This is a genomic window from Brevundimonas sp. (assembly GCF_035626535.1).
Taxonomy (GTDB): domain Bacteria; phylum Pseudomonadota; class Alphaproteobacteria; order Caulobacterales; family Caulobacteraceae; genus Brevundimonas.
The window spans coordinates 81,609-106,093 of record NZ_DASPNO010000016.1 but is presented as its reverse complement, the minus strand read 5'-3'; the positions used below and the strand labels follow the sequence as shown (position 1 = coordinate 106,093).

19 protein-coding genes are annotated in these 24,485 nt (G+C 68.4%); 15 read left to right on the top strand and 4 right to left on the bottom strand.

Features of this window, described 5'->3' with window-relative positions; all coding sequences use genetic code 11:
- Nucleotides 1–42 precede the first annotated feature (42 nt).
- A complete protein-coding gene (locus VEC04_RS02125) occupies nucleotides 43–1,086 on the bottom strand; it encodes a LacI family DNA-binding transcriptional regulator (RefSeq protein WP_324773372.1) in 1,044 nt (347 codons plus the stop codon).
- A 79-nt stretch (nucleotides 1,087–1,165) separates the two neighbouring features.
- A complete protein-coding gene (locus tag VEC04_RS02120) occupies nucleotides 1,166–2,545 on the bottom strand; it encodes a pectate lyase (protein WP_324773369.1) in 1,380 nt (459 codons plus the stop codon).
- A 130-nt stretch (nucleotides 2,546–2,675) separates the two neighbouring features.
- Between VEC04_RS02120 and VEC04_RS02115 the strand changes: the two genes are divergently transcribed.
- From VEC04_RS02115 to VEC04_RS02095, 5 genes are read left to right on the top strand one after another with little or no spacing between them, the layout of a single operon-like run.
- Nucleotides 2,676–3,488 (top strand): 2-keto-4-pentenoate hydratase, encoded by an 813-nt coding sequence (locus VEC04_RS02115; protein WP_324773367.1) that lies wholly within the window; start codon nucleotides 2,676–2,678, stop codon nucleotides 3,486–3,488.
- The gene (locus VEC04_RS02110) at nucleotides 3,485–4,471 is read left to right on the top strand and encodes a TRAP transporter substrate-binding protein (RefSeq protein ID WP_324773365.1); all 987 of its coding nucleotides are present in this window, start codon (nucleotides 3,485–3,487) and stop codon (nucleotides 4,469–4,471) included. The genes VEC04_RS02115 and VEC04_RS02110 overlap by 4 nt, the downstream gene beginning before the upstream one ends.
- A gap of 37 nt (nucleotides 4,472–4,508) precedes the next feature.
- Complete coding sequence (locus VEC04_RS02105; protein WP_324773363.1) at nucleotides 4,509–5,021, top strand: TRAP transporter small permease; 513 nt, start codon at nucleotides 4,509–4,511, stop codon at nucleotides 5,019–5,021.
- A 2-nt stretch (nucleotides 5,022–5,023) separates the two neighbouring features.
- Nucleotides 5,024–6,304 (top strand): TRAP transporter large permease, encoded by a 1,281-nt coding sequence (locus tag VEC04_RS02100; RefSeq protein WP_324773361.1) that lies wholly within the window; start codon nucleotides 5,024–5,026, stop codon nucleotides 6,302–6,304.
- Nucleotides 6,280–7,395 (top strand): sugar kinase, encoded by a 1,116-nt coding sequence (locus tag VEC04_RS02095; protein ID WP_324773359.1) that lies wholly within the window; start codon nucleotides 6,280–6,282, stop codon nucleotides 7,393–7,395. Before VEC04_RS02100 ends, VEC04_RS02095 begins: the two co-directional genes overlap by 25 nt.
- 471 nt (nucleotides 7,396–7,866) lie before the next feature.
- Here VEC04_RS02095 and VEC04_RS02090 read toward each other — a convergent pair whose 3' ends face one another.
- Together VEC04_RS02090 and VEC04_RS02085 are read right to left on the bottom strand one after the other, a co-directional pair.
- On the bottom strand, nucleotides 7,867–14,142 hold the full coding sequence (locus VEC04_RS02090; protein WP_324773357.1) for a M10 family metallopeptidase C-terminal domain-containing protein: 6,276 nt from the start codon (nucleotides 14,140–14,142) through the stop codon (nucleotides 7,867–7,869).
- A 141-nt stretch (nucleotides 14,143–14,283) separates the two neighbouring features.
- A complete protein-coding gene (locus VEC04_RS02085) occupies nucleotides 14,284–15,570 on the bottom strand; it encodes a cystathionine gamma-synthase family protein (RefSeq protein ID WP_324773355.1) in 1,287 nt (428 codons plus the stop codon).
- A 251-nt stretch (nucleotides 15,571–15,821) separates the two neighbouring features.
- Between VEC04_RS02085 and gmd the strand changes: the two genes are divergently transcribed.
- The 10 genes from gmd (at nucleotide 15,822) to VEC04_RS02035 (ending at nucleotide 24,460) form a co-directional block, all read left to right on the top strand.
- On the top strand, nucleotides 15,822–16,937 hold the full coding sequence (gene gmd, locus VEC04_RS02080) for a GDP-mannose 4,6-dehydratase (protein ID WP_324773353.1): 1,116 nt from the start codon (nucleotides 15,822–15,824) through the stop codon (nucleotides 16,935–16,937).
- 3 nt (nucleotides 16,938–16,940) lie between these two features.
- Entirely contained in the window at nucleotides 16,941–17,417 is a 477-nt protein-coding gene (locus VEC04_RS02075; RefSeq protein WP_324773351.1) for a dTDP-4-dehydrorhamnose 3,5-epimerase family protein, read from the top strand.
- A complete protein-coding gene (locus VEC04_RS02070; protein ID WP_324773349.1) occupies nucleotides 17,417–18,214 on the top strand; it encodes a glycosyltransferase family 2 protein in 798 nt (265 codons plus the stop codon). The genes VEC04_RS02075 and VEC04_RS02070 overlap by 1 nt, the downstream gene beginning before the upstream one ends.
- Nucleotides 18,211–18,963 carry an acylneuraminate cytidylyltransferase family protein gene (locus VEC04_RS02065; protein WP_324773347.1) on the top strand — a complete coding sequence of 251 codons (753 nt, stop codon included), beginning with the start codon at nucleotides 18,211–18,213 and terminating at the stop codon, nucleotides 18,961–18,963. Before VEC04_RS02070 ends, VEC04_RS02065 begins: the two co-directional genes overlap by 4 nt.
- A gap of 3 nt (nucleotides 18,964–18,966) precedes the next feature.
- Complete coding sequence (locus VEC04_RS02060) at nucleotides 18,967–20,139, top strand: N-acetyl sugar amidotransferase (RefSeq protein WP_324773345.1); 1,173 nt, start codon at nucleotides 18,967–18,969, stop codon at nucleotides 20,137–20,139.
- A 16-nt stretch (nucleotides 20,140–20,155) separates the two neighbouring features.
- Nucleotides 20,156–20,776 carry an imidazole glycerol phosphate synthase subunit HisH gene (gene hisH / locus VEC04_RS02055; protein ID WP_324773343.1) on the top strand — a complete coding sequence of 207 codons (621 nt, stop codon included), beginning with the start codon at nucleotides 20,156–20,158 and terminating at the stop codon, nucleotides 20,774–20,776.
- On the top strand, nucleotides 20,776–21,552 hold the full coding sequence (locus VEC04_RS02050) for an imidazole glycerol phosphate synthase cyclase subunit (RefSeq protein ID WP_324773342.1): 777 nt from the start codon (nucleotides 20,776–20,778) through the stop codon (nucleotides 21,550–21,552). The genes hisH and VEC04_RS02050 overlap by 1 nt, the downstream gene beginning before the upstream one ends.
- Nucleotides 21,553–21,568: 16 nt before the next feature.
- Nucleotides 21,569–22,246, top strand: a complete 678-nt coding sequence (locus VEC04_RS02045; RefSeq protein ID WP_324773340.1) for a hypothetical protein — start codon at nucleotides 21,569–21,571, stop codon at nucleotides 22,244–22,246.
- Nucleotides 22,246–23,181, top strand: coding sequence for a polysaccharide deacetylase family protein (locus VEC04_RS02040; RefSeq protein ID WP_324773338.1), 936 nt, complete (start codon nucleotides 22,246–22,248; stop codon nucleotides 23,179–23,181). The genes VEC04_RS02045 and VEC04_RS02040 overlap by 1 nt, the downstream gene beginning before the upstream one ends.
- A 187-nt stretch (nucleotides 23,182–23,368) precedes the next feature.
- Nucleotides 23,369–24,460, top strand: coding sequence for a GNAT family N-acetyltransferase (locus tag VEC04_RS02035; RefSeq protein WP_324773336.1), 1,092 nt, complete (start codon nucleotides 23,369–23,371; stop codon nucleotides 24,458–24,460).
- The last annotated feature ends 25 nt before the right edge of the window (nucleotides 24,461–24,485 follow it).

The following is a 24,485-nucleotide window of genomic DNA, read 5'->3' as shown; positions in this document are numbered from 1 at the left end:
TGCCTTGTAGCACCTGAATCGCGCACGATGGGAATCGACCGCCTAACGCCCCGGCGCCGCGGTCGAGTCCCGGACCACCAGCGAGGGGTCGACCTCGGGCTGCACCAGCGTCGCCGGGTCCAGGCCGCGGCTGCGGGCGGTCAGCTTCTCGGCCGCCATCCGGCCCATGTCGCGGATCGGCAGGCGCACGGTGGTGAGGTTGGGCCAGACGCGCGAGGCCATCGGCAGGTCATCGAAACCGACGATCGACAGGTCTCGCGGCACGTCGAGGCCGGCGTCGCGCGCGGCCTTCATCACCCCGATGGCCATCTCGTCGTTGCCGGCGAAGATGGCGGTCGGCGGCTCGGACATCGACAGCAGGCTCTGCGCCGCCTCGACGCCGGACTCGAAGGTGTAGGCGCCCTGCCGCACATAGCGGTCGTCCAGCGACAGGCCGTGCTCGGCCAGGCCCTCGCGGAACCCGCTGCCCCGCTCGTGCGACGAGCGGAAGCTGTCCGGGCCAGAGATGAAGGCGACTCGTCGATGGCCGAGTTCGGCGAGATGCCGCGCCGCCTGGGCCGCGCCGCGGCTGTCGTGAGTGACCACCATGTTGGCCGGCTCGTCCAGCGACACCGAGGCGATCCGCACATAGGGGCAGTCCGCCTCCTTGAGGATGGCCACGACCCGGTCGTCCTCGGACACCGAAGGCGGCATGACCACGCCGAACAGCTTCTGACGCACGACGAAGGCGCGCACCTCGCTGAGGAAGCTGTCGGCGGCGCGGTTGCAGGGGTGGACGACCAGTTCGAGGCCCGAGCCGCGCACCGCGTCGAGCACGCCCTGCTGCATGTTGACGACATAGTTCGGGCTGGGGTTGTCGTAGATCATCCCCACCAGGAACGACCGCCGGAAGGCCAGGCCGCGCGCCTGGGGATCGGGTGTGAAGCCGTGCTCGGCGATGATCGCCTCGACCCGCTTGCGCGTCTCTTCCTTGACGAAGGGCGAGTTGTTGATGACCCGCGACACGGTCTTCTTCGACACCTCCGCCAGGCGGGCGATGTCGTTGATGGTCGCGGGCTTGCCGCCAGTCCGTCTGGGCTCGTTCACGCGTCTGGGTCTCTCTGGCCGAACACTGTCCTTAGGACAAAAACCCGGGCTTGTGCATTCCCCCGCGCTCGCGCGCCGATCAGGTCCCGCGGCGCCGGGCCGGACGGTCGAGGACGTCGTCGCGCAGCGGCGTCATGAAGCGCAGATCCCAGTCGGCCGGATTGAACGGCTTGCGGGTGGCCTCGACCACCGCGGGATAGCCGCCGACCTGGCGCTCGTGGTCGATGATCTCGCCGCGCCCCTCGGCCACCTCGGCGATCAGCAGCACGTCGCGCATGTCGCGGTCCCACGGCCGGGCGCCGACTTGCGACAGCACCGAGACCTGGACCTGTTCGGCGGGGATGGGCGAGAGCCCCTCCCACCAGACGGGCGGGCGGCGCATTTCGATGATCCGGGCGGGAGCGGTCGTGTAGCGGCCGAACATGCGCAGCGGCTCGCCGACCTGGTCCACCGCGATGTTGTCGCGGCCGTAGTATTCCACGTCGCCCGCGCCGCCGATCATCATGAAGGCCAGATGGTCGGTCGGCGTCGAGGGGCCGGCGCGCAGGACGTTCCCGACGACGGTCATCTTGCCGACCTCGAACGGCGTCGTCCCCCACTCCTCCGGGGCAAGGTTGTAGTGGATGGCGCGCGGGCCGGGATTGTAGATCAGGTTGTTGGCGATGATGCCGTGGACGCCGCCCTTGAACAGCGGGCTGCGCTCGTAGTTGTGGGCGTACAGATTGCCGACGATCAGCAGGTTGGTGACGTTGTCGTGGATCAGCGAGCCCTTGGAGTGCTCGCCCTTCGAATGGGTTGAATAGGCCAGGCTCTCGCCGACCAGATTGTTCGAGAAGGTGATGTCGTGGCTGGTGCCGGCGCGCCACTCTTCCGGCGTCGAACCGGTGAAGCGGGGACCGGAGGCCGACAGGTTCTCGTCCGTTGCCCAGGTCAGGCTGCAGTGGTCGATGATGACGTTGTGGGCGCCGACGGTGGCGATCGAATCCTCGTCCCATCCGCTCATCCACTCGCCGCCGGCCGAGCCGGGGCGGATGCGGATGTGCTGCACGATGACGTCGTGGGCGGTGATGTCCATGCCGCCCCGGATCAGGGTGACGCCCGGGGACGGCGCCGTCTGGCCGGCGATGGTGATGAAGGGGTTCTGCAGCTTCAGCGTCTTCTTGCCGAGATCGATGACGCCGCCGACCTCGAACACCACGATGCGCGGCCCCTCCGCCTCGATGGCGGCGCGCAGGGAGCCCGGCCCCTCGCTGTTCAGGTTGGTGACCCGGATGATCTCGCCGCCGCGTCCCCCGGGAGTTCGCGAGGCCCAGCCCAGCGCGCCGGGGAAGGCCGGCAGGGCCGCCTCGGTGGAGGACGGCGCGGCCGTCTGGCCGTTGGTCTGGGCGGCCGCGGCGGCCGGAGCCGTCAACGGCAGGACGAGGGCGGCCGCGACGGCGGCGATGCGGGCGAGCGTCATGTTTCCATCCTGTCACAGGGTCGCCTGTGGCCGCGACCTTCATCATCGGCGCCGCCGTGCAAGGCGTCGCCGGATTCAAATTGACACCGGTTTCCTTCCTGCGCAATGTCTGCCGCAACAGGGAGGCGGCGTGAGCCACGCACACGACAGTTCAAGCGGTTCGCAAGTCGCGCGGGCCTTCGTGGACGCGCGGCGGACAGGCCGGGCGCTGCCGTTCTATCCGGGCGCGGAGCCCGGATCTCTGGAGGCCGCCTACGCGATCCAGGACGAGGCCATCGCCGCCTGGCCGGACCGCATAGCGGGCTGGAAGCTGGGCCGGATCAATCCGCCGCATGACGTCCGCTTCGGGGCCGGTCGGTTGGCCGGGCCGATCTTCTCGCGCGCCGTCTGGACCGCCGGCTTCCTGCCCACCCCGTTCGGCGTCATCGAGGGCGGCTTCGCGGCGGTCGAGGCCGAATATGTCGTGGAGCTCGGCGACACGGCGCCGGATCGCGGCAACTGGAGCCCGGTCACCGTGGAGCCGCTCGTCTCGCGTGTCTTCATCGGCGTCGAGATCGCCGGCAGCCCCTTCGCCGGCATCAACGATCATGGTCCGGCAGTGACGGCGTCCGACTTCGGCAACAACGCCGGCCTGATCCTCGGCGCCGAGATCTCGAGCTGGCGCGAGCGTCTTCCCCTCCTGACCTGCGCCGTAACCATAGACGGGGTTGAGGTCGGCCGGGGCGGGGCGGCTGCGATTCCCGGCGGCCCGCTCGATTCCCTCGCCTTCCTGCTCAACCTGCTGCACCGTCGCGGGCGGCGGCTGGAGGCGGGGCAGCTGGTCTCGACCGGGGCCGCCACCGGGGTGCACGACATCGTCGCCGGCCAGGCGGCGGTCGCGGACTTCGGCGCCGATGGCCGTATCGAATGTCTCGCGGTTCCTGCAACGGGAGAAGCGCCGTGACCCTGACGCGCCGAACACTCGGTCTGGCCGGGCTCGCCGGTCTGGCGGCCTGCGCGCCCCGCACAAGCACCGGCGGGCGGACGGTGTTCGACGCCGTCGATGTCCATCCGGGCGATTTCCCCACCGTCACGGCGGTCAAATGGATGGGCGAGGAGTTGGGCCGGCTGACCGACGGCCGCCTCGGCATCCGCCAGTTCCCCTCCGGCCAACTGGGGTCGGAAGACGACTCGATCGGCCTCGCCCGCTTCGGCGCCGTGGACATGTGCCGCGTCGCCGTGGCGGCCCTGAACAACGCCTTCTCCGAGACCCGGCTGCTGGCCCTGCCCTATGTCTATCGCGACGTGGCCCACGTCCGCGCCGTCGTCGACGGGCCGATCGGCACCGAGCTGCTCAATGTGTTCGAGCACCGCGGTCTCGTGGGGCTGGCCTATTACGACGCCGCCCCGCGCTGCTTCTACAATGTGCGCCATCCGGTCAGCGAACCCGGCCAGCTGCGCGGCCTGAAGATCCGCGCGCCGCAGTCGGACATCTATCTCGACGCGATCCGGGCCATGGGCGCCAATCCGACGCCCCTGTCTTTCGGGGCGGTGTTCTCATCGCTGCAGACCCATCTGATCGACGGGGCCGAGAACAACTGGCCAGCCTACCAGTCGAGCCGCCAGTTCGAGGTGGCCCGCTACTGGAGCCAGACCGAGCACTCGTTCTCGCCCGACGCCCTGCTGATGTCGAAGTCCGCCTTCGACGCCCTGACGCCCGCCGACCGCGAACTGGTCCGGGACGTGGCAAGGCGCTCGGTGCAGGTGATGCGGACCGACTGGGACCGGCGCGAGGCCGAGGCCCGCGCCACCGTCATCGCCGGAGGCGTACAGGTGACCGAGGTGGACAAGGCCGCCTTCGCCGCCACCGTCCGCCCCGTGCTGGACAAATATCTTGCCGAGCCGCGCCTGCGCGCGCTCCACGAACGTATCGCAGCGGTCGCCTGAACGGCCGCGCAAACCTCGGCGCTCAGGGAGGGCCCGAATGTCTGAACCCCGACGCGGCTCCGTCCGCGCCCTCGATGGTCTGGCCAGCCTCGCCATAGGCCTGGCCGGCGCGGCTCTCGTGGGCATGGCCCTGGTCCAGGCCTGGCAGGTCTTCGCCCGCTATGTGCTCAACGACAGCCCCGGCTGGACCGAACCGCTGGCGCTGCTGCTGATGAGTTTCGCCGTGATGTTCGGGGCCGCCGTGGCGGTGCGGCGCGAGACCCATTTCGCTTTCCAGACCTTCCGCGACGCCGCCCCAAGGCGGGCGCAGTGGCTGCTCAAGTCCATCTCGCGTCTCATCGCGGCCGCGTCCGGGGCCGGCCTGATGGCGCTGGGCGGGATGCTGATGGTCGACGAATGGCCGGTGGCCATGGCCGGCGCGCCCCTGCCCTCGGGGCTGAAATTCGCCGGCCTGTGCATCGGCGGGGCGCTGATCCTGCTGTTCGCCCTCGAGCGGCTGCTGACCGGCGACTACCGCGCGCCCGAAGCGCCGACCGGGGCGGAGACCTGAGCATGGAATACCTCATCCTCTTCGGCCTGCTGGCCATCCTGCTGGCCATCGGCGTGCCGGTCGCCTTCTCCCTGCTGGCGGCGACGCTGGCGACGGTGCTCTACCTCGCCCTGCCGCCGATCGTGGTGTTCCAGCAGATGGGCTCCGACATCACCTCGGTGGCCCTGCTGGCCATTCCGCTGTTCATCTTCACCGGCGAGCTGATGATGAAGGGCGGCCTTTCCGACCGGATGATCGCCCTCGCCTCGTCGATGGTCGGCCATGTGCGCGGCGGGCTGGGCCAGGTCACCGTCGTCGGCTCGACCCTGTTCGGCGGCGTCTCGGGCAGCGCCATCGCCGACGTCTCGGCGATCGGCGGCACCATGATCCCGCAGATGCAGAAGCGGGGCTACGACGCGGACTACGCCGTCAACGTCACCATCTCGGCGGCGCTGGTGGCCCTGCTGGTGCCGCCCTCGCACAACATGATCCTGTATTCGGCCGCGGCGGGCGGCGGGGTCTCGATCTCGGACCTGTTCGCGGCCGGCATCGTTCCGGCCCTGCTGCTGGCGTCCGTGCTGATGGTCACCTCCTACGTCGTGGCCCGCCGGCGCGGCTATGCGGCGGAGGCCTTCCCCGGATTCCGCGCCGTGGCGGTTCGTCTGGTCGCCGCCATTCCCGGCCTGCTGCTGGTCGGCATCATCTTCGGCGGCATCCGGGCCGGCGTCTTCACCGCCGTGGAGAGCGCGTCGATCGCCGTGGTCTATGCGACCGTGGTGACCGGCCTGGTCTACCGCCACATGACCTGGGCCGCCTTCAAGGCCGCCTGCGTCGGCGCCGCCCGCACCTCCGGCATGGTGCTGTTCATCATCGGTTGCGCCGGGGCGTTCGGCTGGCTGATGGCCTTCCTGCAGGTGCCCAGCATGATGGTCAGCCTGCTGCAGACCCTGACCGACAACCCCATCCTGATTCTGCTGCTGATCAACGTCATCCTGCTGATCCTCGGTACCTTCATGGACATGGCGCCCCTGATCATCATCTGCACCCCGATCTTCCTGCCGGTGGCCAAGGCCTTCGATGTCGACCCGGTCCAGTTCGGCGTCATCCTGCTGCTCAACTGCGGCATCGGCTTGATCACGCCGCCGGTCGGATCGGTGCTGTTCGTGGGCAGCGCCATCGCCGGCATACCGATGACGCGGGCGCTGAAGACCATCTGGCCGTTCTGGCTGGCTTGCGCCGCGGTGCTGATGCTGGTCACCTTCATCCCGGCGCTTTCGCTGTGGCTGCCTTCGCTGATGAAATGACCGATCCGCTGGCGCTCCGCAGCGCCGAAGACTGCCGCTGGGACTGCGTCGCGCTCGGCGAGGTCATGCTGCGCCTCGATCCCCGCGAAGGCCGCATCCGCACCGCGCGCAGCTTTCAGGTCTGGGAAGGCGGCGGCGAGTACAATGTCGCGCGCGGCCTGAGGAAGACTTTTGGCCTGCGCACCTCGGTGGTCACCGCCCTGCCCCGAAGCGAGACCGGCGCGCTGGTCGACGACCTGATCCTGCAGGGCGGCGTCGACACGTCCCATATCCTGTGGCGCGAGGCCGACGGCATCGGCCGCAACACCCGCGTGGGGCTGAATTTCACCGAGCGCGGCTTCGGCGTGCGCGGCGCGCTGGGGGCCTCCGACCGGGCCAATTCGGCGGCCTCGCAGATGCGGCCGGACGAGGTTGACTGGGACGGCCTGTTCGGGGGCGAGGGCGTCCGCTGGCTGCACACCGGCGGCATCTTCGCGGCCCTTTCGGAGAGCACGGCGGAGACGGCGCTGGCCGCGATCCGGGCCGCGAAGCGACACGGCGTCGTGGTCAGCTATGACCTCAACTACCGCGCCAGCCTGTGGTCCAGTCATCCGGATCCGGACGCCGCGCGGCGGGTCAACCGCGAGATCGCCGGCCTCGTCGACGTGCTGATCGGCGACGAATACGCCTGGGCCTCCTGCCTTGGCGTCGAGACGGCGGAGGTCCGCGCCGATCCCTGCGACAGCGGGCCGTTCGACCGGCTCGTGGGGCGGATCGCGGGCGACTTCCCGAACGTGAAGGTCTTCGCCGCCACCCTGCGGGATCCGCTGTCCGCCTCGGTCAACCGCTGGGGGGCGGTCCTGTGGTCGGGCGGTCAGCGCTACGAAACCCCGGCGCGGGAGATCGCCGTGCTGGACCGCGTCGGCGGCGGCGACGGCTTCGTCTCGGGCATGGCCTGGGCCTTGCTGAACGGGCGCGGGCCGCAGATGGCGGTCGACTACGGAACCGCTCATGGCGCCTTGTCCATGACCACGCCGGGCGACAACGCCATGACCTCCCTGGCCGAGGTCGAGGCGCTGGTCGGCGGGCGGGGCGCCGCCGCGGTCCGCTAGGACATCAGGATCGTTCCACCGCCGGCGAACGTGCTACAGTGGGATGAGATGTCCCGTGTTTGTTCGAGATAGCGGTGGGATGATGTCGCGCCCGAGAAGCGTAGCCGGCGCCCGTCTCTGCGTTCATTGCCTCGATGCGGCGGCACAGGGCGACTACTGCCACGAGTGCGGCCCGGCCTTCCGGAGCCTGAGTTCGTGGGGCTATTTCAGGATGCCCGACGAGACAGGAGTGGTCCCCCCGCAGGAACGCGACGCCTATGGCGATTTCGGAGGCGGCGCGACCTTCCGCCCGCGATTCCGCCGCCAGCCGGACGGGACTCTCGCAGACAGCGGCGCGCAGGCCGTCGGCGCGGAGGATGAACGAACCCGGCTTTCGTCGGTCTGACGACCCCGCCGACGCCTTGAAGGCAGGAGCCCGGGGAGGCCGCCGGGGTCCGGCCCGCAGACCGCACCCCAGCAAGCTTCCAGCGCTTAGGCCCAGGGATCGAGGAGGTCGCGGACCTGTTCGAAGCCGTGACCCGTCGGGTCGAACCCGCCGGCGAAGGCCGGGAGGCTGTCCGACGAGGCCAGCAGGTGCTCGAGCACCAGCAGGGTCTCCTCTTCGCCCGATCCCGGCAGGACCTGGACGTCGTCCCAGTCCTTGGCTACGGCGCCTTCGAAGGCGTCTGTCGGGAGCAGGAAGTCGTCGTCGGAGACGGGCAGGACCTCCAACTCCAACCCCTTGACCGCGGCTCCGTCGAAGGGCCTCGGCGCGGGCAGGAGATCCTCGGAGACGGGCAGGACCTGGACGTCCTCCCAGCCCTTGTCCAACGCCCCCTCGGCGGAGATCAGGAAGTCGTCGTCGGCGAGCGGCAGGACCTGCACCTCGTCCTGACCCTTGGCCACGACGGCGTCTTCCGCCCACGGAACCACGAGCGGGGCGACGTCGTCGGTTTCCGCGGGCGACACCAGCGCCTGGTCATCCTTGCTCTCAGCCTCGGCTCCGGCCGGGGCCGCGGGGCCGGACAGCACCGTGGTGGTGTTGCCGGTCAGGAAGCGCAGCACCTCGACGCTCTCGACGTAGGTGGAGCCGTCGCGGCCCGCCACGCTGTCGACGACGCGCCAGCCGGCCCCTTCGGCGGTGACGGTGTACTGGGCCTTGGCGCCGCGCAGCTGCACCTCGTCGGTCCCGAGGCCGCCGTACAGGCTGTCGTTGCCGCCGCCGCCGCGCAGCATGTCGTTGAGGGCGCCGCCGGTGATGACGTTGTTGAGCGCATTGCCCGCGCCGACGAAACTGCCCGGCCCGGTGTAGAGCAGGTTCTCGAGGTGCGCGCCCAGGGTGTAGGTCCCGACCCGGGCCTCCACCGTGTCGATCCCTTCGCCGGCGTATTCGATGCAGCTGTCGAAGGCGTCGAGCACGTACCAGTCGTTGCCGGTCCCGCCGAACAGCTGGTTGTTCATCCCGCCCGAGCCGCCCATCAGGATGTCGTCGCCGCCGAAGCCGGCCAGCACGTCGGAGCCGCCCGCGCCCATCAGGAGGTTCGCCGTCCCGTCGCCGTAGATCACGTCGTTGAAGTTCGAGCCGGTGGCGTTCTCGATCGAGGTGAAGGTGTCCGTCGCCCCGTCGCCGTCGTTGGTGGCGCGTTGCAGGTCGAGGCGGACCGTCACCGCCGCGGCGGCCAGGCCGTAGTCGGCCGTGTCGATCCCCGAGCCGCCGTTCAGCGTGTCGACCCCGCCGCGGCCGCGCAGGGTGTCCGCCCCGGTTCCGCCGGTGATGACGTTGGCGGCCGCGTTGCCGGTGCCGGCGAAGGCCCCGGTCCCGCCGAAGATCAGGTTCTCGACGTTGTTGGCCAGCACATAGGTGTTGATGCGGGCATCGACCGTGTCTGTCCCCTCGCTGGAGAACTCGACGATGCTGTCGGCGGCCTCCAGCACATAGGTGTCGTCGCCCAGACCGCCCTGGAGGGTGTTCAGGGCTCCGGCCCCGCCCCAGATCACGTCGTTCCCGGCCAGACCCAGCAGGGTGTCGGCGCCCAGGCCGCCCCTGAGGACGTTGGCGTTGGCGTCGCCGATCAGGGTGTCGTTGAAGGCCGAGCCGGTCAGGTTCTCGATCCCGGAGAAGGTGTCGGTGCCGCCGTCGCCGTCGTTGCTCGAGGCGTTGGAGTTCAGCTGGGCCCACATGCCCGCGGCGGCCAGGCTGTAGTCGGCCGTGTCGATGCCACCGCCGCCGTTGAGCACGTCGACGCCCGCGCCGCCGACCAGCACGTCGTCGCCGTTCAGGCCGTCGAGGGTGTCGTTCCCGGCGCCGCCCGACAGGCCATTGTTCCCGCCATTGCCGGCCAGGACGTCGTTGAAGGCAGAGCCGATCAGGGTCTCGATCGACGAGAACGAATCCGTTCCGCCGTCGCCGTCGTTCGAGGCGATGCCCGTAGTCAGGCTCGCCGTGACCGCCCCCGCGGCGGCGGAGTAGTCCGCCGCGTCGAGCCCGCCGCCGCCGATCAGGGCGTCGGTCCCGGCTCCGCCGCGCAAGACGTCGTCGCCGAGGCCGCCGTCCAGGGTGTCGCCGCCGGCGCTCCCGCGCAGCACGTCATTGCCGCCGAGGCCCTCGAAATCGACCGAGAACGAGCCGTCGTTGCCGAGCGCGCCGACGTCAAAGCGGTTGTCGGCGCTGTTGCCGTCGACCGAGCGTAGGCCGGCGCCCACGCCTTCCACGGTGACGTTCTCGGTGGAGAAGATGCTGACCGCGGTGGAGCCCACCGTGCCGGTCCCCGTGGCCAGGTTGATCGAAAGCGAGGCGCCGCGCAGCACGGCGGTGTCCGTCCCCGCGCCGCCGGAGATCAGCGAAGCTGTCGCCGCCGCCGATCCCGTGAAGATGAGAACGTCGTCGCCGTTCTCCCCCTCCAGCTGGTCGCCGGCGTCGCCCTCGATCTGGTCCGCCCCGTCGCCGCCGAACATCTGGTCCGCGCCCGTTCCGCCGATCAGGGTGTCGGCGCCCAGCGCGCCGGTCAGCACGTCATCGCCGCCGCGACCGTCGAACATGACGCCGAACGCGGAACCCGCCGCGGCTGTCAGCCGGTTGGCGCCGCTGCTGCCCAGAAGCGTGCGGACGGCCGCGCCGGCGCCCTCGACCGTGACGTTCTCGGTCGTGAACACCGAGACGGCGGTGGACTCGGCCAGTCCGGTCCCGGCGGCCAGATCCAGGGAGGCGGAGGTCCCCCGCAGGATCAGGGTGTCCGTTCCGGCCCCACCGGAGACGAACACGCCCGCCGCGGTGGCCGATCCCTGGACGACGAGGGTGTCGTTGTCGTCGTCGCCCCACAGCTGGTCGCCGGTATCGCCTTCCAGCCGGTCCGCGCCCGCGCCGCCGAACAGCTGGTCGATGCCGCCGCCGGCGGTCACGGTGTCGTTTCCGTCGCCGCCGCGGACGACGTCATTGCCGGCCAAGGCGTTGATCGTGTCGTTGCCGCCGGCGCCTTCGATCTCGTCGCTGAAGACGGTGGCGTTGATGGTGTCGGCCCCGGCCGTGCCGGCGAAATACTGGCCGCCCCCGGCGCCCACGATCAGGGTGACGTCGTCGAAGCGCAGCCGCTCGACCGTGGTCAGGGTGTCGGTCCCGGCCGGGCCACTGACCGTCGTCGTGCCGCCCGACGTCGTCACCGTATAGGCCGAACGGAGTCCGGCGAAGACCGCCGTGTCGATCCCGGCGCCGCCGCTGATCGTGTCGTCGGACGCGTTGCCGGTGATGACGTCATCGCCGTCACCGCCGCTGATGTTGTCGAACCCGGAGGTGCCGACCAGGTTGTCGTTGCCGGACGTGCCGTTGATCGGGTTGAGGATCGGAGCGCCGGCGATGGTGTAGAGCCCGTCGGCGAACTGCAGCCGCTCGACATTGGTCAGGCTGTCAGAGCCGTCAGGCCCGGCAACCGTGGTGACCGGTCCGGCCGCGCTGATGGTGTAGGCCGAGCGGGGGCCGGAATAGACCGCCGTGTCGGTGCCCGCGCCGCCATCGATGGTGTCGTTGCCGGCGCCGCCGGTGATGCTGTCATCCCCGTCGAGCCCGTTGATCGTATCGCCGTTCGCCGTGCCGTTCAGGGAGTCCGCATTCGCGGTTCCGTTGATGGCCGCGTTCAGCGGCGCACCGCTCGCGTCGTAGAGGCCGTCGTCGAACTGGAGCCGTTCGACGTTGCTGACTGTATCGGTGCCGTCGGGTCCCACGACCGTCGTGACGCCCGAGTTGACGGTGATCGTATAGGCCGACCGGTTGCCGCTGAAGACCGCCGTGTCCAGGGTCCCGGCGCCGCCGTCGATGGTGTCGTTCTCGGCGCCGCCGGTCAGCAGGTCGTCGTCGCCGCCGCCGTTGAGCGTGTCGCGGCCGACGCCGCCGTTGAGCGTGTCGGCTCCGGCCTCGCCGTTCATGGTCGCGCCGAGGTAGACCAGCGGAACCACGCTCGCGCTCGGCACCGAGACGTGCAGCGTGTAGGCGCCTCCCGGCGGCGGCGGGGCCGTCACCAGGGTCGCATCGGCGCCCGACTGCCACTGCGAAACCTGAACATAGTAGGTGCCGGCGGCGGCGAAGGTATGGCTAAGGGCCGAGTCCGTCGCCGCGCCGCCGTCGCTGGCGGAGTCGTCATTCTGGGCCAGTTGCGTGCCGCCGGCGTCGTAGACGCGCAGGACGCTGTCGAAGCTGGCGTTGTCGATGTCGAAGACGACGGTCTCGCCCGCGGCCACGGTGAAGGCGTAGTATTCGACGCCGCCGTGGCTGGTCGCGACCACCGTGGCGTGGGGGATGGTGCTGGAATTGGCCACGTCGGAGCGCGTGCCCAGGTCGAAGCCCCCAGCCAGGGACACGGCGGTCCCGATCGTGCTGTTGGCCGTCCCCTGCCCTTTGACGATGTCCGGAGCGCCGCCGCCCTCGCCCGGGGCGCCGGCGAACAGCTGGTCCACCCCGCCGCCGCCGTTCAGGGTGTCGATGCCGCCGCCGCCATGCAGGACGTTGGCGTTGGCGTCGCCTGTCAGGGTGTCGGCATAGACCGTGCCGCGCACCTCTTCGATCCCCGACAGGGTGTCGGCGCCGGCGCCGCCGCTGGCCGTTCCCGCCGCGAGGTTGACGGTGATGCCCGCTCCGGCCCCGATGTAGTCGGCGAAATCGTGGCCCGCTCCGCCGTTCAGCGCATCGTCGCCCCGACCGCCGATGAGAGTGTCGTCATTGTCCCCGCCGTTGAGGATGTCGTTGCCGGAGCCGCCGTCCAGGGTGTCCGTGCCGGCCAGGCCGTTGATGGTGTCGTTGCCGCCCAGGCCGCCGATGACGTCGGCGAAGACGGTGCCGCCGATGGTCTCGTTGGTGATGTCCCCACCGACGAGCAGGCCCCCGGTCGGGGCCGCCGCGATCGTCTGGTCGGAAAACTGCAGGAATTCGACATTGCTGACCGTGACGGTCTGGCCCAGCCCGGAGATGGTGCCGACCTGACCGTTCCAGACGACCGTGTAGTTGGCGCGCGCGCCGGCGAACACCACCGTGTCCGAGCCGAGGCCGCCGTCGATCTCGTCATTGCCGCCGTTGCTGGTGATGACGTTGCCGGCCGAGTTGCCGCGGATGGTGTCCGCGCCCTGGCCGCCGACCACGTTTTCGATGACCACGCCGATAGCGATGGCGACGTTGCCCAGCAGGCCGCCGACGCTGGAGAAGGCGCCCTGCCGCAGATCGATGGTCTGGGCGACGCTGTAGCCCGAGAAGTCAAAGGTATCGACTCCGCCGGCGTCCCAGACCGCGAAGATCAGGGCGCTGAGGCTGGTGTTGGCGTTGAACCACGGCTGGCCGGCGTTGGAGTTGAAGCCATAGGTCGTGTCGCCGGTGCGGGTGGTCATGTTGGCGCCGTACAGGCGCTGGGCGGCCGCGATATCGTCGAGCAGCGGCACCGCCGAATAGCGTCCCCCGAAATTGCCGCCCGTCAAGGTTTCTCCGAAGTAGCTCATCACCGTGTACTGGCGCGAATCCTCGAAATAGATCGCGCTGCCGTCATAGGTGATCGCGCCGCCGGAGCCGGCGTTGTAGGCCGCCGGGTGGCTGAGACCGATGGCGTGGCCGATCTCGTGCAGCAGAACCTGCTGGCCGTAGGCCTGCATCACCGGAGAGGCGTTGTAGGACAGGGAGTTGTTGACCCACACGTCGCCCTGGACGGCCCCGGCTCCGGTCGCGCCGGGCATGCCGCCGGGCAGGTAGGCGAAGGCGGCCGCGCCACTCATGCCGGAGGCGTAGTTACCGAACAGCATGGTGGCGTTCTCGGAGTAGCCCGTGGCTCCGTCGCTGACGCGCTGGAAGGTGATGTTGGCCACCTCGGACCACGCCGCCAGCGCCAGCAGGGTCGCTGAAATCTGGGCGGCGCTGAAGGCGGTGTGACCGGAGGTGTCCGACGGTATGGTCGACACGAAGGTGTCGCGGAAGGCGAAAGTCACCGTGGCGGCTTGACCCAGACCCGTGGCCCAGCTGGTGTTGGACCGGGTGATCTGGGCGCCGGCGTCGGTCGGATCCAGCGAGGGCTTGCCGTTCGGGCCGAACACGCCGCGGTCGTCAGCATTGAGGATTACGCCCTGGCCGCCGCCGTCGGTTCCGTCCGTGGCCGCGTGGAAGCGCCCGCAGCAACCACAGATCTGATAGCTCGCGATGGCCCCGAAGAACGGGTCCAGCATCGGCTCGGAAACGCCTGAATTGTCGGTTTCGACGCGCTGCGACGGGGTCGAGCCGAAGCTCCGCGAGAAGGAATCGAACATGAGAGTTGGCCCAACCGACGAAATTATGGGCCGTCACCGTAACGCGGCTTCGCGAAACGACAAGCACTGCCATTTCAACTCGCAGTGATCCTGAATCCGGATACCGCCTATGGTTGTGACAGCCAGATGGGCGCCGCCGGTCTAGATCGCCCCGAGCGCCTGCTCGAGATCGGTATAGAGGTCGTCGACATTTTCGATGCCGACGGACAACCGCACGAGGTTGTCGCCGATGCCGCAGCGGGTCTTGGCCTCTGCGCTGTAGTCCGAATGCGTCGTGCTCGAGGGGTGGGACACCAGGCTTTCGGTGCCGCCGAGACTGACGGCCAGCTTGAACAGCTGCAGCGCGTTGAGCATGCGGAAAGCCTCGGCCTCGCCGCCCTTCAGGCGCAGCGAGAAGGTCGATCCGGGCCCGGAGCACTGGCGGGCGAAGATGGCCCGCTGGGCCGGCGAGCTCTCGGCGCCGCCGGCGTCCAGCACCGCCTCGATCTTCGCATGCCCGCGCAGACGTTCGACCAGTTCGACCGCGTTGGCCTGCGACCGCTCCATGCGGATGTGCAGCGTTTCAAGGCTGCGCATGAGCAGCCAGGCCGTGTGCGGATCGGTGACCGTGCCGCAGATGGTGCGCATCTCCGCGACACGGCCCATCAGGTCGGCCCGGCCCATGCAGGCCCCGGCGATCAGGTCCGAATGGCCGCCCACGTATTTGGTCAGCGAGTAGAGGATCAGGTCGGCGCCGTGTTCGAGCGGCTTCTGCCACAGCGGCCCGAGGAAGGTGTTGTCCACCACCAGCGGCGGCGCCTCGGCCTGGTCCAGCGCCTTGATGGCGGCGGCGGCGGCCTCGAGATCGATCAGCTGATTGGTCGGATTGGCCGGGGTCTCGACATAGACCGCGGCCAGCCGCCCGCCCCGGCCTTTCGCCCGTTCCACGGCCTCGCCGATGGCGCGGGTCAGGGCCTCGCCTCCGTCGCAGTCGGCTACGCTGACCGTCTCGACGCCCATGCGCGGCAGGATGCGGTCGAACAGGTATTCGGTGCCGCCATAGGCCGGAGCCGTATAGACCACCACGTCGTTCGGCCGGCTGAGCGCCAGGATGGTGGTCGAGATCGCCGCCATGCCGCTGGAGAAGACCAGCGCCTTGTCCGCCCCGTCCCAGACCGCCAGCCGATCCTCGAGGATTTCCAGGTTGGGGTTGTTGATCCGGGAATAGATCAGGCCCAGCGCCTCGTCGGGGTCCTTCTCCCTCAGCCCGTAGGCGACCTCGAAGAAGCGCTTTCCGTCCTCGGCCGAGCGGAAGACGAAGGTCGAGGTCTGAAAAATCGGGGCCTTGATCGATCCCTCTGACAGGGCGGGATCATAGCCGTAACCCATCATCAGCGTTTCGGGAGACAACGGGCGATCGCCGAGGGTGCGGCTGCGGTGACGACTCATACTGAACGGCTCCTTCGGCGCGGCTCCTAGAGCACGCCGTCGGTCCGGTCACCTTGCAGTGCAAAAAGGACAATTTCCGTCTGGCCGCTCGACTGGCCATCGTCACATTTCCCGCCTAGACAGGCGACGGCCATGGATCGCCGTCGGCAACAACGCGTTCATGGCCGGCAATTGCCCGATGCGGGGGGTCACCCGGGCCGCGCTTCCACGCGCCCATGCGCCCTCCGACCGCTCTGTGTCTGGAAGGCCTGATGACGAAGAAGACTGCGCTGATTACCGGCATCACGGGCCAGGACGGCTCCTATCTGGCGGAGTTCCTGCTCGAGAAGGGCTATGACGTCCACGGCATCAAGCGCCGCTCGTCGCTGTTCAACACCGAACGGGTCGACCACATCTACCAGGACCTGCACGACGCCGACGTGCGCTTCCAGATGCATTTCGGCGACCTGACCGACACCTCGAACCTGGTGCGCATCATTCAGCAGGTGCAGCCGGACGAACTCTACAATCTCGGGGCCCAGAGCCACGTCGCCGTCAGCTTCGAGACCCCGGAATACACCGCTGACGTCGACGCGCTCGGCACCCTGCGCCTGCTCGAGGCGATCCGCCTGCTGGGCATGGAGAAGAAGACCAAATTCTACCAGGCCTCGACGTCGGAACTGTACGGCCTGGTGCAGGAGCCGATCCAGAGCGAGACCACGCCCTTCTACCCGCGCAGCCCCTACGCCGTGGCGAAGATGTTCGCCTACTGGATGTGCGTGAACTACCGCGAGGCCTACGGAATCTTCGCCTGCAACGGCATCCTGTTCAATCACGAGTCCGAGCGCCGCGGCGAGACCTTCGTCACCCGCAAGATCACCCGCGGCCTCGGCGAGATCGCCCAGGGCCTGTCCGACTGCCTCTACCTCGGCAACATGGACGCCCTGCGCGACTGGGGCCATGCGAAGGACTACGTCCGCATGCAGTGGATGATGCTGCAGCAGGACACGCCCGACGACTACGTCATCGCCACCGGCAAGCAGTACAGCGTGCGCCGGTTCGTCGAGGTCTCGGCCGCCCGGATCGGCGTCACCCTGCGCTGGGAAGGCAAGGGCGTGGACGAAGTCGGGATCGTGGACGCGGTCGACGCCTCCCACGCCGTCACGCGCTGCCCCGCGATCAAGGAGGGCCAGGTCATCGTCCGCGTCGACCCGCGCTACTTCCGCCCGACCGAGGTCGAAACCCTGCTCGGCGATCCCTCCAAGGCCAAGGCGAAGCTGGGCTGGGAGCCCGAGATCACTTTCGAGCAGATGGTCGACGAGATGATGGAGGCCGACCTGCTGGCCGCCCGCAAGGCCGTGCTGATCAAGAACGCGGACTGGAGCTGAGGCTTGGATCCGTTCGTTCGGCTGGACCAGACCACCCGCCGCCGCGAGGACAACCGCGGCTGGCTGGAGGTGCTTTACGAGAGCGACAAGGCTGTCCTGAAGCGCTCCTTCTCGAAGGCCGGAGTGTTCCGCGGCCTGCACGTCCAGCGCGCGCCCTCCGAGCAGACCAAACTGATCCGCGTCGTCTCCGGCGCCATCGTCGACGTGGTGGTGTCCATGAACGATCCGGCGCGGGAACTGCGCACCACCCGGCTGACGCCGGAGGACGGCTGGGTCCGCATCGGCGCCGAATACGCCCACGGCTTCTACGCCTTGCAAGATACTGTCTTTGAATATGTTTGCGACGGCGGTTACGATGAGGCGTCGGAACAGGCCTTCTCGATCGCGGACCGCCTCCCGGCCCTGCTCGGGGTGGATACGGTGATCCTGTCGGACAAGGACCGCGCGGCCCCGCCGCTGACGGCGGCTGGAACTGAGTGATGAAGACGCTTTCCCTGATCACCGCCTCGTACAACAGCGCCCGCACCATCGGCGACACCCTCCGCTCGGTGAACGCCCAGACCTATCCGGCCATCGAATATCTCGTCGTCGACGGCGGATCGAAGGACTACACGATGACGATCGTGGCGAGCGAGGGTCAGCGCGTCACCTCGGCCGTCTCCGAGCCCGACAAGGGCATCTACGACGCCTACAACAAGGGGCTGAGCCGGGCGACCGGCGAGGTCATCGGCTTCATCAATTCGGACGACTACTACTGCGCGCCCGACGTCCTCGAGAATGTGATGAAGGCGTTCGACGACCCGACGGTCGAGGCGGTGCATGCCGATCTGGTCTACGTCGACCCGGAAAACACCGGCAAGATCGAGCGGCACTGGAAATCGCGGCCGGCCACGGTCGAGAACCTGCGCCGCGGCTTCATCCCGGCCCATCCGACGCTGTTCCTGACCCGCGCCGCCTACGACAAGGTCGGCGAGTACGACACCCGCTACCGGCTGGCGGCCGACTACGACTTCATGCTGCGGGCCTTCTACGTCCACAAGCTGAAGTCCGTATACGTGCCGCAGATCTGGGTCCGAATGCGTTCGGGCGGAGCGACCGGCGGCACCGCGGCCAGCATCATGAAGCAGAATGACGAAATTCGCGCCTCGCAGGCCGCGCATGGGTTGAACTACCCGAAGGCCCTGTTCTTCGCCCACAAGGTGCTGGACCGTTCGGTGCAGCGCGCCCGCGCGCCGTTCGTGAAGGCGCCCGACATCGCGGGGACGGCCGGCAAATGATCGACGGCAAGCGGGTCCTCGCCATCGTTCCGGCGCGGAAGGGCTCGAAGGGCCTGCCGCTGAAGAACATCCGGCCGCTGGCGGGCAAGCCCCTGCTGGCCTGGCCGATCGCCGCCGCGCGGGCGTCGCGCCATGTCGACCGGGTCATCATCTCCACCGACGATCAGGAATTCGCCGACATCGCCGTGGCGCACGGCGCCGAGGCGCCCTTCCTGCGGCCGGCGGAATTGGCCTCGGACGCCGCCCCCTCGATCGGCTTCATCCTGCATGCTGTGGAAACGCTGGCGGCGGCGGGGGACGTCTATGACTACGTCGTGTTGCTGGAGCCGACCTCGCCGCTGACCGAGGGATCGGACATCGACGCCGCGCTGGAGCGACTGGCCGCCGCCGATGCCGACGCGATCGTCGGCGTGACCGCGCTGGTCACCCAGCATCCCGCCTATGCGGTCCGCATGGACGCGGGCGGCGCGATCGAACCGCTGCAGCCCGGCGGCTTCGCGGCCATGCCCCGGCGTCAGGACCTCGAACCCGTGTTCGGGCTCGACGGCAGCCTGTATATCTCCACCGTGGAGGCCCTGCGGCGCGAACAGGGCTTCTGCCATGGCCGGACGCTCGGCTATGAAACGGCGCGGTACAAGGCGAACGAGGTCGACGACCTGATCGATTTCCTTTGCATCGAGGCCATCGCCGCCAATCTTGACGTCATACTGCGAGAGGAAGGCCGGACCGCTCCGCCGGCCGCGAGATGATCAATGCGTAAGTGCACCAAATGCCTGGTCCCCGAGACGGTGGACACGATCACCTTCGATGAGGAGGGCGTCTGCTCGGTCTGCCGTCAGGTCGAGACCAAGAAGGACCGGATCGACTGGGCCGACCGCCAGCGCCAGCTCGATGAGATCGTCGCCGAGTACAAGGGCAAGGACCTGTACGACTGCATCGTCCCCTATTCGGGCGGCAAGGACTCGGTCTTCCAGCTCTACTACATCGTCAAGACGCTGAAGATGAAGCCGCTGGTGGTGCGCTACAACCACTGGGGCTATCGGCCCAAGATCGAGGACAACAACACCTCGGTTTTCAAGCAGCTGGGCGTCGACGTGGTCGAGTTCACGCCGAATTTCCACGTCGTCCGCGAGCTCATGCTGGAGAGCTTCAAGCGCCGCGGCGACTTCTGCTGGCATTGCCACACCGGCATCTACTCCGGCGTCATGCACATGGCGGTGCGGTTCGGCATCCCCCTGCTGTTCTGGGGCGAGAGTACGGCCGAGTACCACAGCTGGTACACCTTCGAGGACATGGAGGAGGTCGACGAGAAGCGGTTCAACCGCCTCATGAACCAGGGCATCACCGCCGACGACATGTACGAATTCCTGCAGGGGCGCGTGGAGCGCCGCGACCTGTGGATGTTCGACTATCCGAAACGCAAGGATCTGATGGCGCTGAAGGTCCGCTCGATCTGCCTCGGCAACTATATCGAGTGGGACACCAAGGCCAACGTGGCCCTGATCGAGAAGGAGCTGGGCTGGAAGGGCCAGCCGGTCGAGGGCGTGCCGCCGGAGTACGACTACGAAAAGGTCGAATGCACCTTCCAGGGCATGCGCGACTGGTCGAAATTCGTGAAGCGCGGCTACGGGCGCGCCAACCACCTGCTGTCGATCGACATCCGCAACGGGCGCAAGACCCGCGAGGAGGCCCTCGAGATCGAGCGCCAGTACGACGGCAAGCGGCCCGCCTCGATGGACTGGTTCCTCGAGACGCTGCAAATGACCGAGGACGAGTTCTACAAATACCTCGAGCCACACCAGGTGCATCCGTGGAAGTTCGACAAGTCGAATTTCGAGACCGGCCCGGTGATGCCCGATTTCGACAAGTGGGACCGCACGGACCTGAGCCACATTCCCCTCGGCCCGCCCAAGACCCCCGCGTAACAGGAACTCCCGTCTGATGACCATCGCCATCATCGACTACGGCATGGGCAATGTCCGATCGCTGATGAACGCTTTCGAGTACATCGGCGAGGACGCCGTCGTGACCGCCGACTTCGATGAACTCGAGGCGGCGGACCGGCTCGTGCTTCCGGGCGTGGGAGCTTTCGGCGACGCCATGGAGGCCATCGACGCCAAGAACCTGCGGCCGGTGCTCGACCGGTTGGCGCTCGAGGTGAAGAAGCCCGTGCTGGGCGTCTGCCTGGGCATGCAGCTGTTCGCCAAACGCAGTCTCGAGCACGGGGCCCATGAGGGGCTCGGCTGGCTCGACGCCGAGATCCGTCCGCTGGAGGTGCAGCGCCCCGCCAAGGTGCCGCACGTCGGCTGGAACGCCGTCGAGTTCGCGCCCGACGAATGGCTGTTCAAGGGGCTGCCGTCCGGCGAAAGCGACTACTATTTCGTCCACTCGTTTCACATGGTCTGCAACGATCAGGCCGATGTGGTGGGTGTCTGCGACCACGGCGGCCCGTTCACCGCCGCCGTGCGCCGGGGCAATCTGACGGCGACCCAGTTCCATCCGGAGAAGAGTCAGGACAACGGCCTGCAGCTGCTGCAGAACTGGCTGGCGCACGCGTTCTGATGCTCAAGAAACGGATCATCCCGAAATTCCTGATCCGCGGCGGCCGTCTGGTGAAGATGCGCCGCTTCGTCGACGACCAGCGCGAGGCGGGCAATCCCGTGTCGACAGCCAAGGTCTATGACTCCTACGGGGTCGACGAGCTGATCTTCGTCGATATCGACGCCAGCGCGGAAGGCCGCGTGGTCACGGGCAACATCATCGAGCGGGTCGCCGAGGAGGTGTTCGTGCCGCTGACCGCCGGCGGCGGCGTGAAGACACTCGGCCACATCGAGGCCCTGCTCAAGAGCGGCGCCGACAAGGTCAGCATCAACTCGGCCGCCATCGAGGATCCGGCCTTCATCACCCAGGCCGCCTCGCGGTTCGGGGACCAGTGCATCGTCGTGTCGATCGACTACAAGGCCGATGAATTCGGTCGCAAGCGCGTACACGGGCGCGGGGGCTCCGTCCCGACCACTCACGACCCCGTCGAGTTCGCCCAGCGCATGCAGGACCTGCACGCCGGCGAGATCCTGATGACCTCGATCGACCGCGACGGGATGATGAACGGCTACGATCTCGAGCTGATCAGCGACCTCTCGAACAAGCTCAGCATCCCGCTGATCGCCTCCAGCGGCGCGGGCAGCCTCGACGACTGCAAGAAGGCGCTGGAAGCCGGCGCCTCGGCGATCACCATCTCGTCGATGTTCATCTTCACCGACCACAGCCCGATCAAGGTGCGCACCTATCTGGCCACCAACGGCGTCCACGTGCGCAATCAGAAGGGTAGCCGGTCGTGACCATGGGGTCCGCGTTATGAGCCTGAGGGTCCGCTCCAGCCTCAACGCCGCGGATCTCGCCGCCTATGCGGCCGCGCAGGTCAACGCCATGTTCCCCGACCCGGATCCGGTCACGGCCGACGGTCTGCGGCCCGCCGTGGACGCCGCCCTGCCCCGTCTGGAGCACTGCTTCAGCCACGTGGCCAACAAGTATTTCTTCGACGGCGAAGCGGCGGTGTTCCACCACCTGCACGGTGACCAGTACGCCATGTGGCTGTATCTGCTGGCCAATACGCTGCATCGCCAGGGCGGTCCCGCGGCGACCTGTTCGAAACTGTTCCTGCTGAACAAGGCGCTGCACGGGCTGGACGCTTTCCACGAGGTGGAGTTGCCCAGCGTTTTCCTGTTCGTCCACCCGCTGGGGACCGTGCTGGGCCGGGGCGCCTACAGCGACTTCTTCGTGGCCTACCAGCGCTGCGGCGTCGGATCGAACAACGACATCTACCCGAGCTTCGGCCGGCATGTGACGCTGCGGCCCGGGGCGGCGGTTCTGGGCGCCTGCACGATTGGCGACCACTGCCAGATCGCGACTGAGTCCCTCGTTCTGGACCGGGATCTGCCGGACCACACCCTGTATATCGGCCGTCCCGGGGCCGCCACGCTGAAGCGCCAGGACCGGACCTATCCGCTGTGGCGGAAAGCCGGGCTCGACTGATGTCGCTGACCATCGTCATGTACCACTACGTCCGTGACCCGGCCCTGTCGCGCTACCCGGCGGTCAAGGCCCGGACGCTGGAGACCTTCCGCGGCCAGCTCGATCACATCGCCGCGAACTATGAAGTCGTGACCGCGGCGCAGGTGGCTGCGGCCACACGCGGCGAGGACGACCTGCCCGACAACGCCTGCTGGCTGACCTTCGACGACGGCTATCTCGACCACTACCAGAACGTCTTCCCCCTGCTCGAGGCGCGCGGATGGGAGGGCGCCTTCTTCGCCCCGGCCCGCCCGATCCTGGAAGGGCGGGTGCTGGACGTGAACAAGATCCACTTCATCCTCGCGTCCGAGGCGGACGCGATGAAGATCGTCGAGGAACTGCGGCGGCAGATCGAGAAGGCGCGCGAGCTGGGCGCGGAGCTGCGTCCATGGGACGACTACGTCGCGGAGTACATGACTCAATGCCACCTCGACACGCCCGAGGTGCTGTTCATCAAGCTGATGCTCCAGAAGGGCCTCCCGGAGGCGGTGCGCAACAGCGTCTGCGAGGAGCTGTTCGCGCGCTTCGTCAGCGCCGATGAGGCCGCCTTCGCCAGCGAGCTCTATCTGTCCGTCGATCAGGCCCGGACCATGATCGGGTCAGGCATGGTCTTCGGCGGCCACGGCTACGCCCACGAGTGGCTCGGCTCGCTCGACGCCGAGGCCCAGGCCCGTGACATCGACCGCTCACTGGAGTTCCTGCGCCTGCTGGGCGTCCCCGCCGAGGACTGGTCGATCTGCTATCCCTACGGCAGCTACAACCAGACCACCGTCGACCTGGTGCGCGAGCGCGGCTGCGCCCTCGGCCTGACCACCCGCGAGGGGGTGGCCGATCTGGGCCGCGACGGGGCGCTGGAGCTGCCCCGGGTCGACACGATCTTCCTCCCGACCGCCTGAGAGGCGGGATTGCGGAGGGCAGGCGGCGCTTCATCCCGACGGCCGCGGGCCCGGGTTGTCAGGCCTGAGGAAACTATCTATCCGCTTGGTCGGCTCTGACGCACAGCGCCGCCTGAAGTTCGATCCCGGCCTGACCCTTGTCGTCAGCCGGCGATTCTTTGTCGGACAGCGTCGCAGGGGGAACTGAATGGACGTCATCCGTACGGGTTCCGCGGCCGACCTCGGCGTTTCGGCCGCCGACATCGCGGCCTTCTACGACCGTCACTGGCCGCGCAAGATGTGCCTCGGCCTGCCCGGCTTCACGACATGGCAGTTCGTCGACGCCCCTGAGCAGAAGGGGCGTTGTTCGGTCTGCGTTTCCGTGAGCGGCCCGGACCTGGTGGGGGTGATGGGCCTGCACGAGCGGGCCTTCCACCTGAACGGCGTCGAGCGGCCCGGGGCCGAACTCACCACCTGGATCGTGGCGCCGGAAGCCAAGGGCAAGGGCATCGGGCCGCGGATGCTCGACTACCTACAGGCTACGTACGACGTCATGCTGGGCAGCGGCATCAGCGACGAAGCGCTGAACGTCTATCTGCGCAAGAACTTCAACTACTGGCGTCACATCCCCCGGTTCTTCCGGGTCTGGGACGTGGCGGCGGTGGAGCCCTACAGCCGGATCGACGCGCTCGGGCACAAGCTGGCGCGGCACCGGATGGGTGCGGTCGAGCCCGACGCCTCGGGCGCGAGACGGATCGCCGCCGGCGACGTCGCCGTGCCCGACCGCGGCCTGGCGGACAAGAACGGCTATGTCCGCACCGCGGCGCATCTCGCCTGGCGCTACGACCGGCACCCCGTCTACGCCTACGAAACCTGGGCCGTCGGCGAGGCGGCTTATGTGATCCTGCGGCGCGACGCCATCGAAGGCATGACCTTCGCCCACGTCGTCGAACTGGGCGCGACGGCGGACGAGATGCCAGCCGTGATCGCCTTCCTCGAGGCCTATGCGCGCGAGCACGGGCTGGCGGCGATGGACTTCACCTGCACCTCCTCGGATTTCGGGCGGCACTTCATCGCCTCCGGCTGGTTCTCCTCGGTCGACGAGCCGATGTTCGCCTTCCTGAGCCTGTTCCATCCGCCCGAGCTGCGAGATCCCCAGACCACCTCGCTGATCTACTGGGCGCGTGACGCCCAGGCGGCGCTCGCCGACCTCGGCCGGATGCACGTCGTCAAGGGCGACCTTGATCTGGATCGACCGACCATCGCCTACTACGAAGCCAACAACCTGCCCCAACTGTGAGCGGCGCTCCCGCCACGCCTCCCCG

Excerpts from the sequence above, each read along its gene's own strand:
- VEC04_RS02120 (WP_324773369.1), bottom strand. The coding sequence starts at position 2,545 with ATGACGCTCGCCCGCATCGCCGCCGTCGCGGCCGCCCTCGTCCTGCCG.
- VEC04_RS02105 (WP_324773363.1), top strand. The coding sequence starts at position 4,509 with ATGTCTGAACCCCGACGCGGCTCCGTCCGCGCCCTCGATGGTCTGGCC.
- VEC04_RS02100 (WP_324773361.1), top strand. The coding sequence starts at position 5,024 with ATGGAATACCTCATCCTCTTCGGCCTGCTGGCCATCCTGCTGGCCATC.
- VEC04_RS02090 (WP_324773357.1), bottom strand. The coding sequence starts at position 14,142 with ATGTTCGATTCCTTCTCGCGGAGCTTCGGCTCGACCCCGTCGCAGCGC.
- VEC04_RS02085 (WP_324773355.1), bottom strand. The coding sequence starts at position 15,570 with ATGAGTCGTCACCGCAGCCGCACCCTCGGCGATCGCCCGTTGTCTCCC.
- gmd (WP_324773353.1), top strand. The coding sequence starts at position 15,822 with ATGACGAAGAAGACTGCGCTGATTACCGGCATCACGGGCCAGGACGGC.
- VEC04_RS02070 (WP_324773349.1), top strand. The coding sequence starts at position 17,417 with ATGAAGACGCTTTCCCTGATCACCGCCTCGTACAACAGCGCCCGCACC.
- VEC04_RS02065 (WP_324773347.1), top strand. The coding sequence starts at position 18,211 with ATGATCGACGGCAAGCGGGTCCTCGCCATCGTTCCGGCGCGGAAGGGC.
- VEC04_RS02060 (WP_324773345.1), top strand. The coding sequence starts at position 18,967 with ATGCGTAAGTGCACCAAATGCCTGGTCCCCGAGACGGTGGACACGATC.
- hisH (WP_324773343.1), top strand. The coding sequence starts at position 20,156 with ATGACCATCGCCATCATCGACTACGGCATGGGCAATGTCCGATCGCTG.
- VEC04_RS02050 (WP_324773342.1), top strand. The coding sequence starts at position 20,776 with ATGCTCAAGAAACGGATCATCCCGAAATTCCTGATCCGCGGCGGCCGT.
- VEC04_RS02045 (WP_324773340.1), top strand. The coding sequence starts at position 21,569 with ATGAGCCTGAGGGTCCGCTCCAGCCTCAACGCCGCGGATCTCGCCGCC.
- VEC04_RS02040 (WP_324773338.1), top strand. The coding sequence starts at position 22,246 with ATGTCGCTGACCATCGTCATGTACCACTACGTCCGTGACCCGGCCCTG.
- VEC04_RS02035 (WP_324773336.1), top strand. The coding sequence starts at position 23,369 with ATGGACGTCATCCGTACGGGTTCCGCGGCCGACCTCGGCGTTTCGGCC.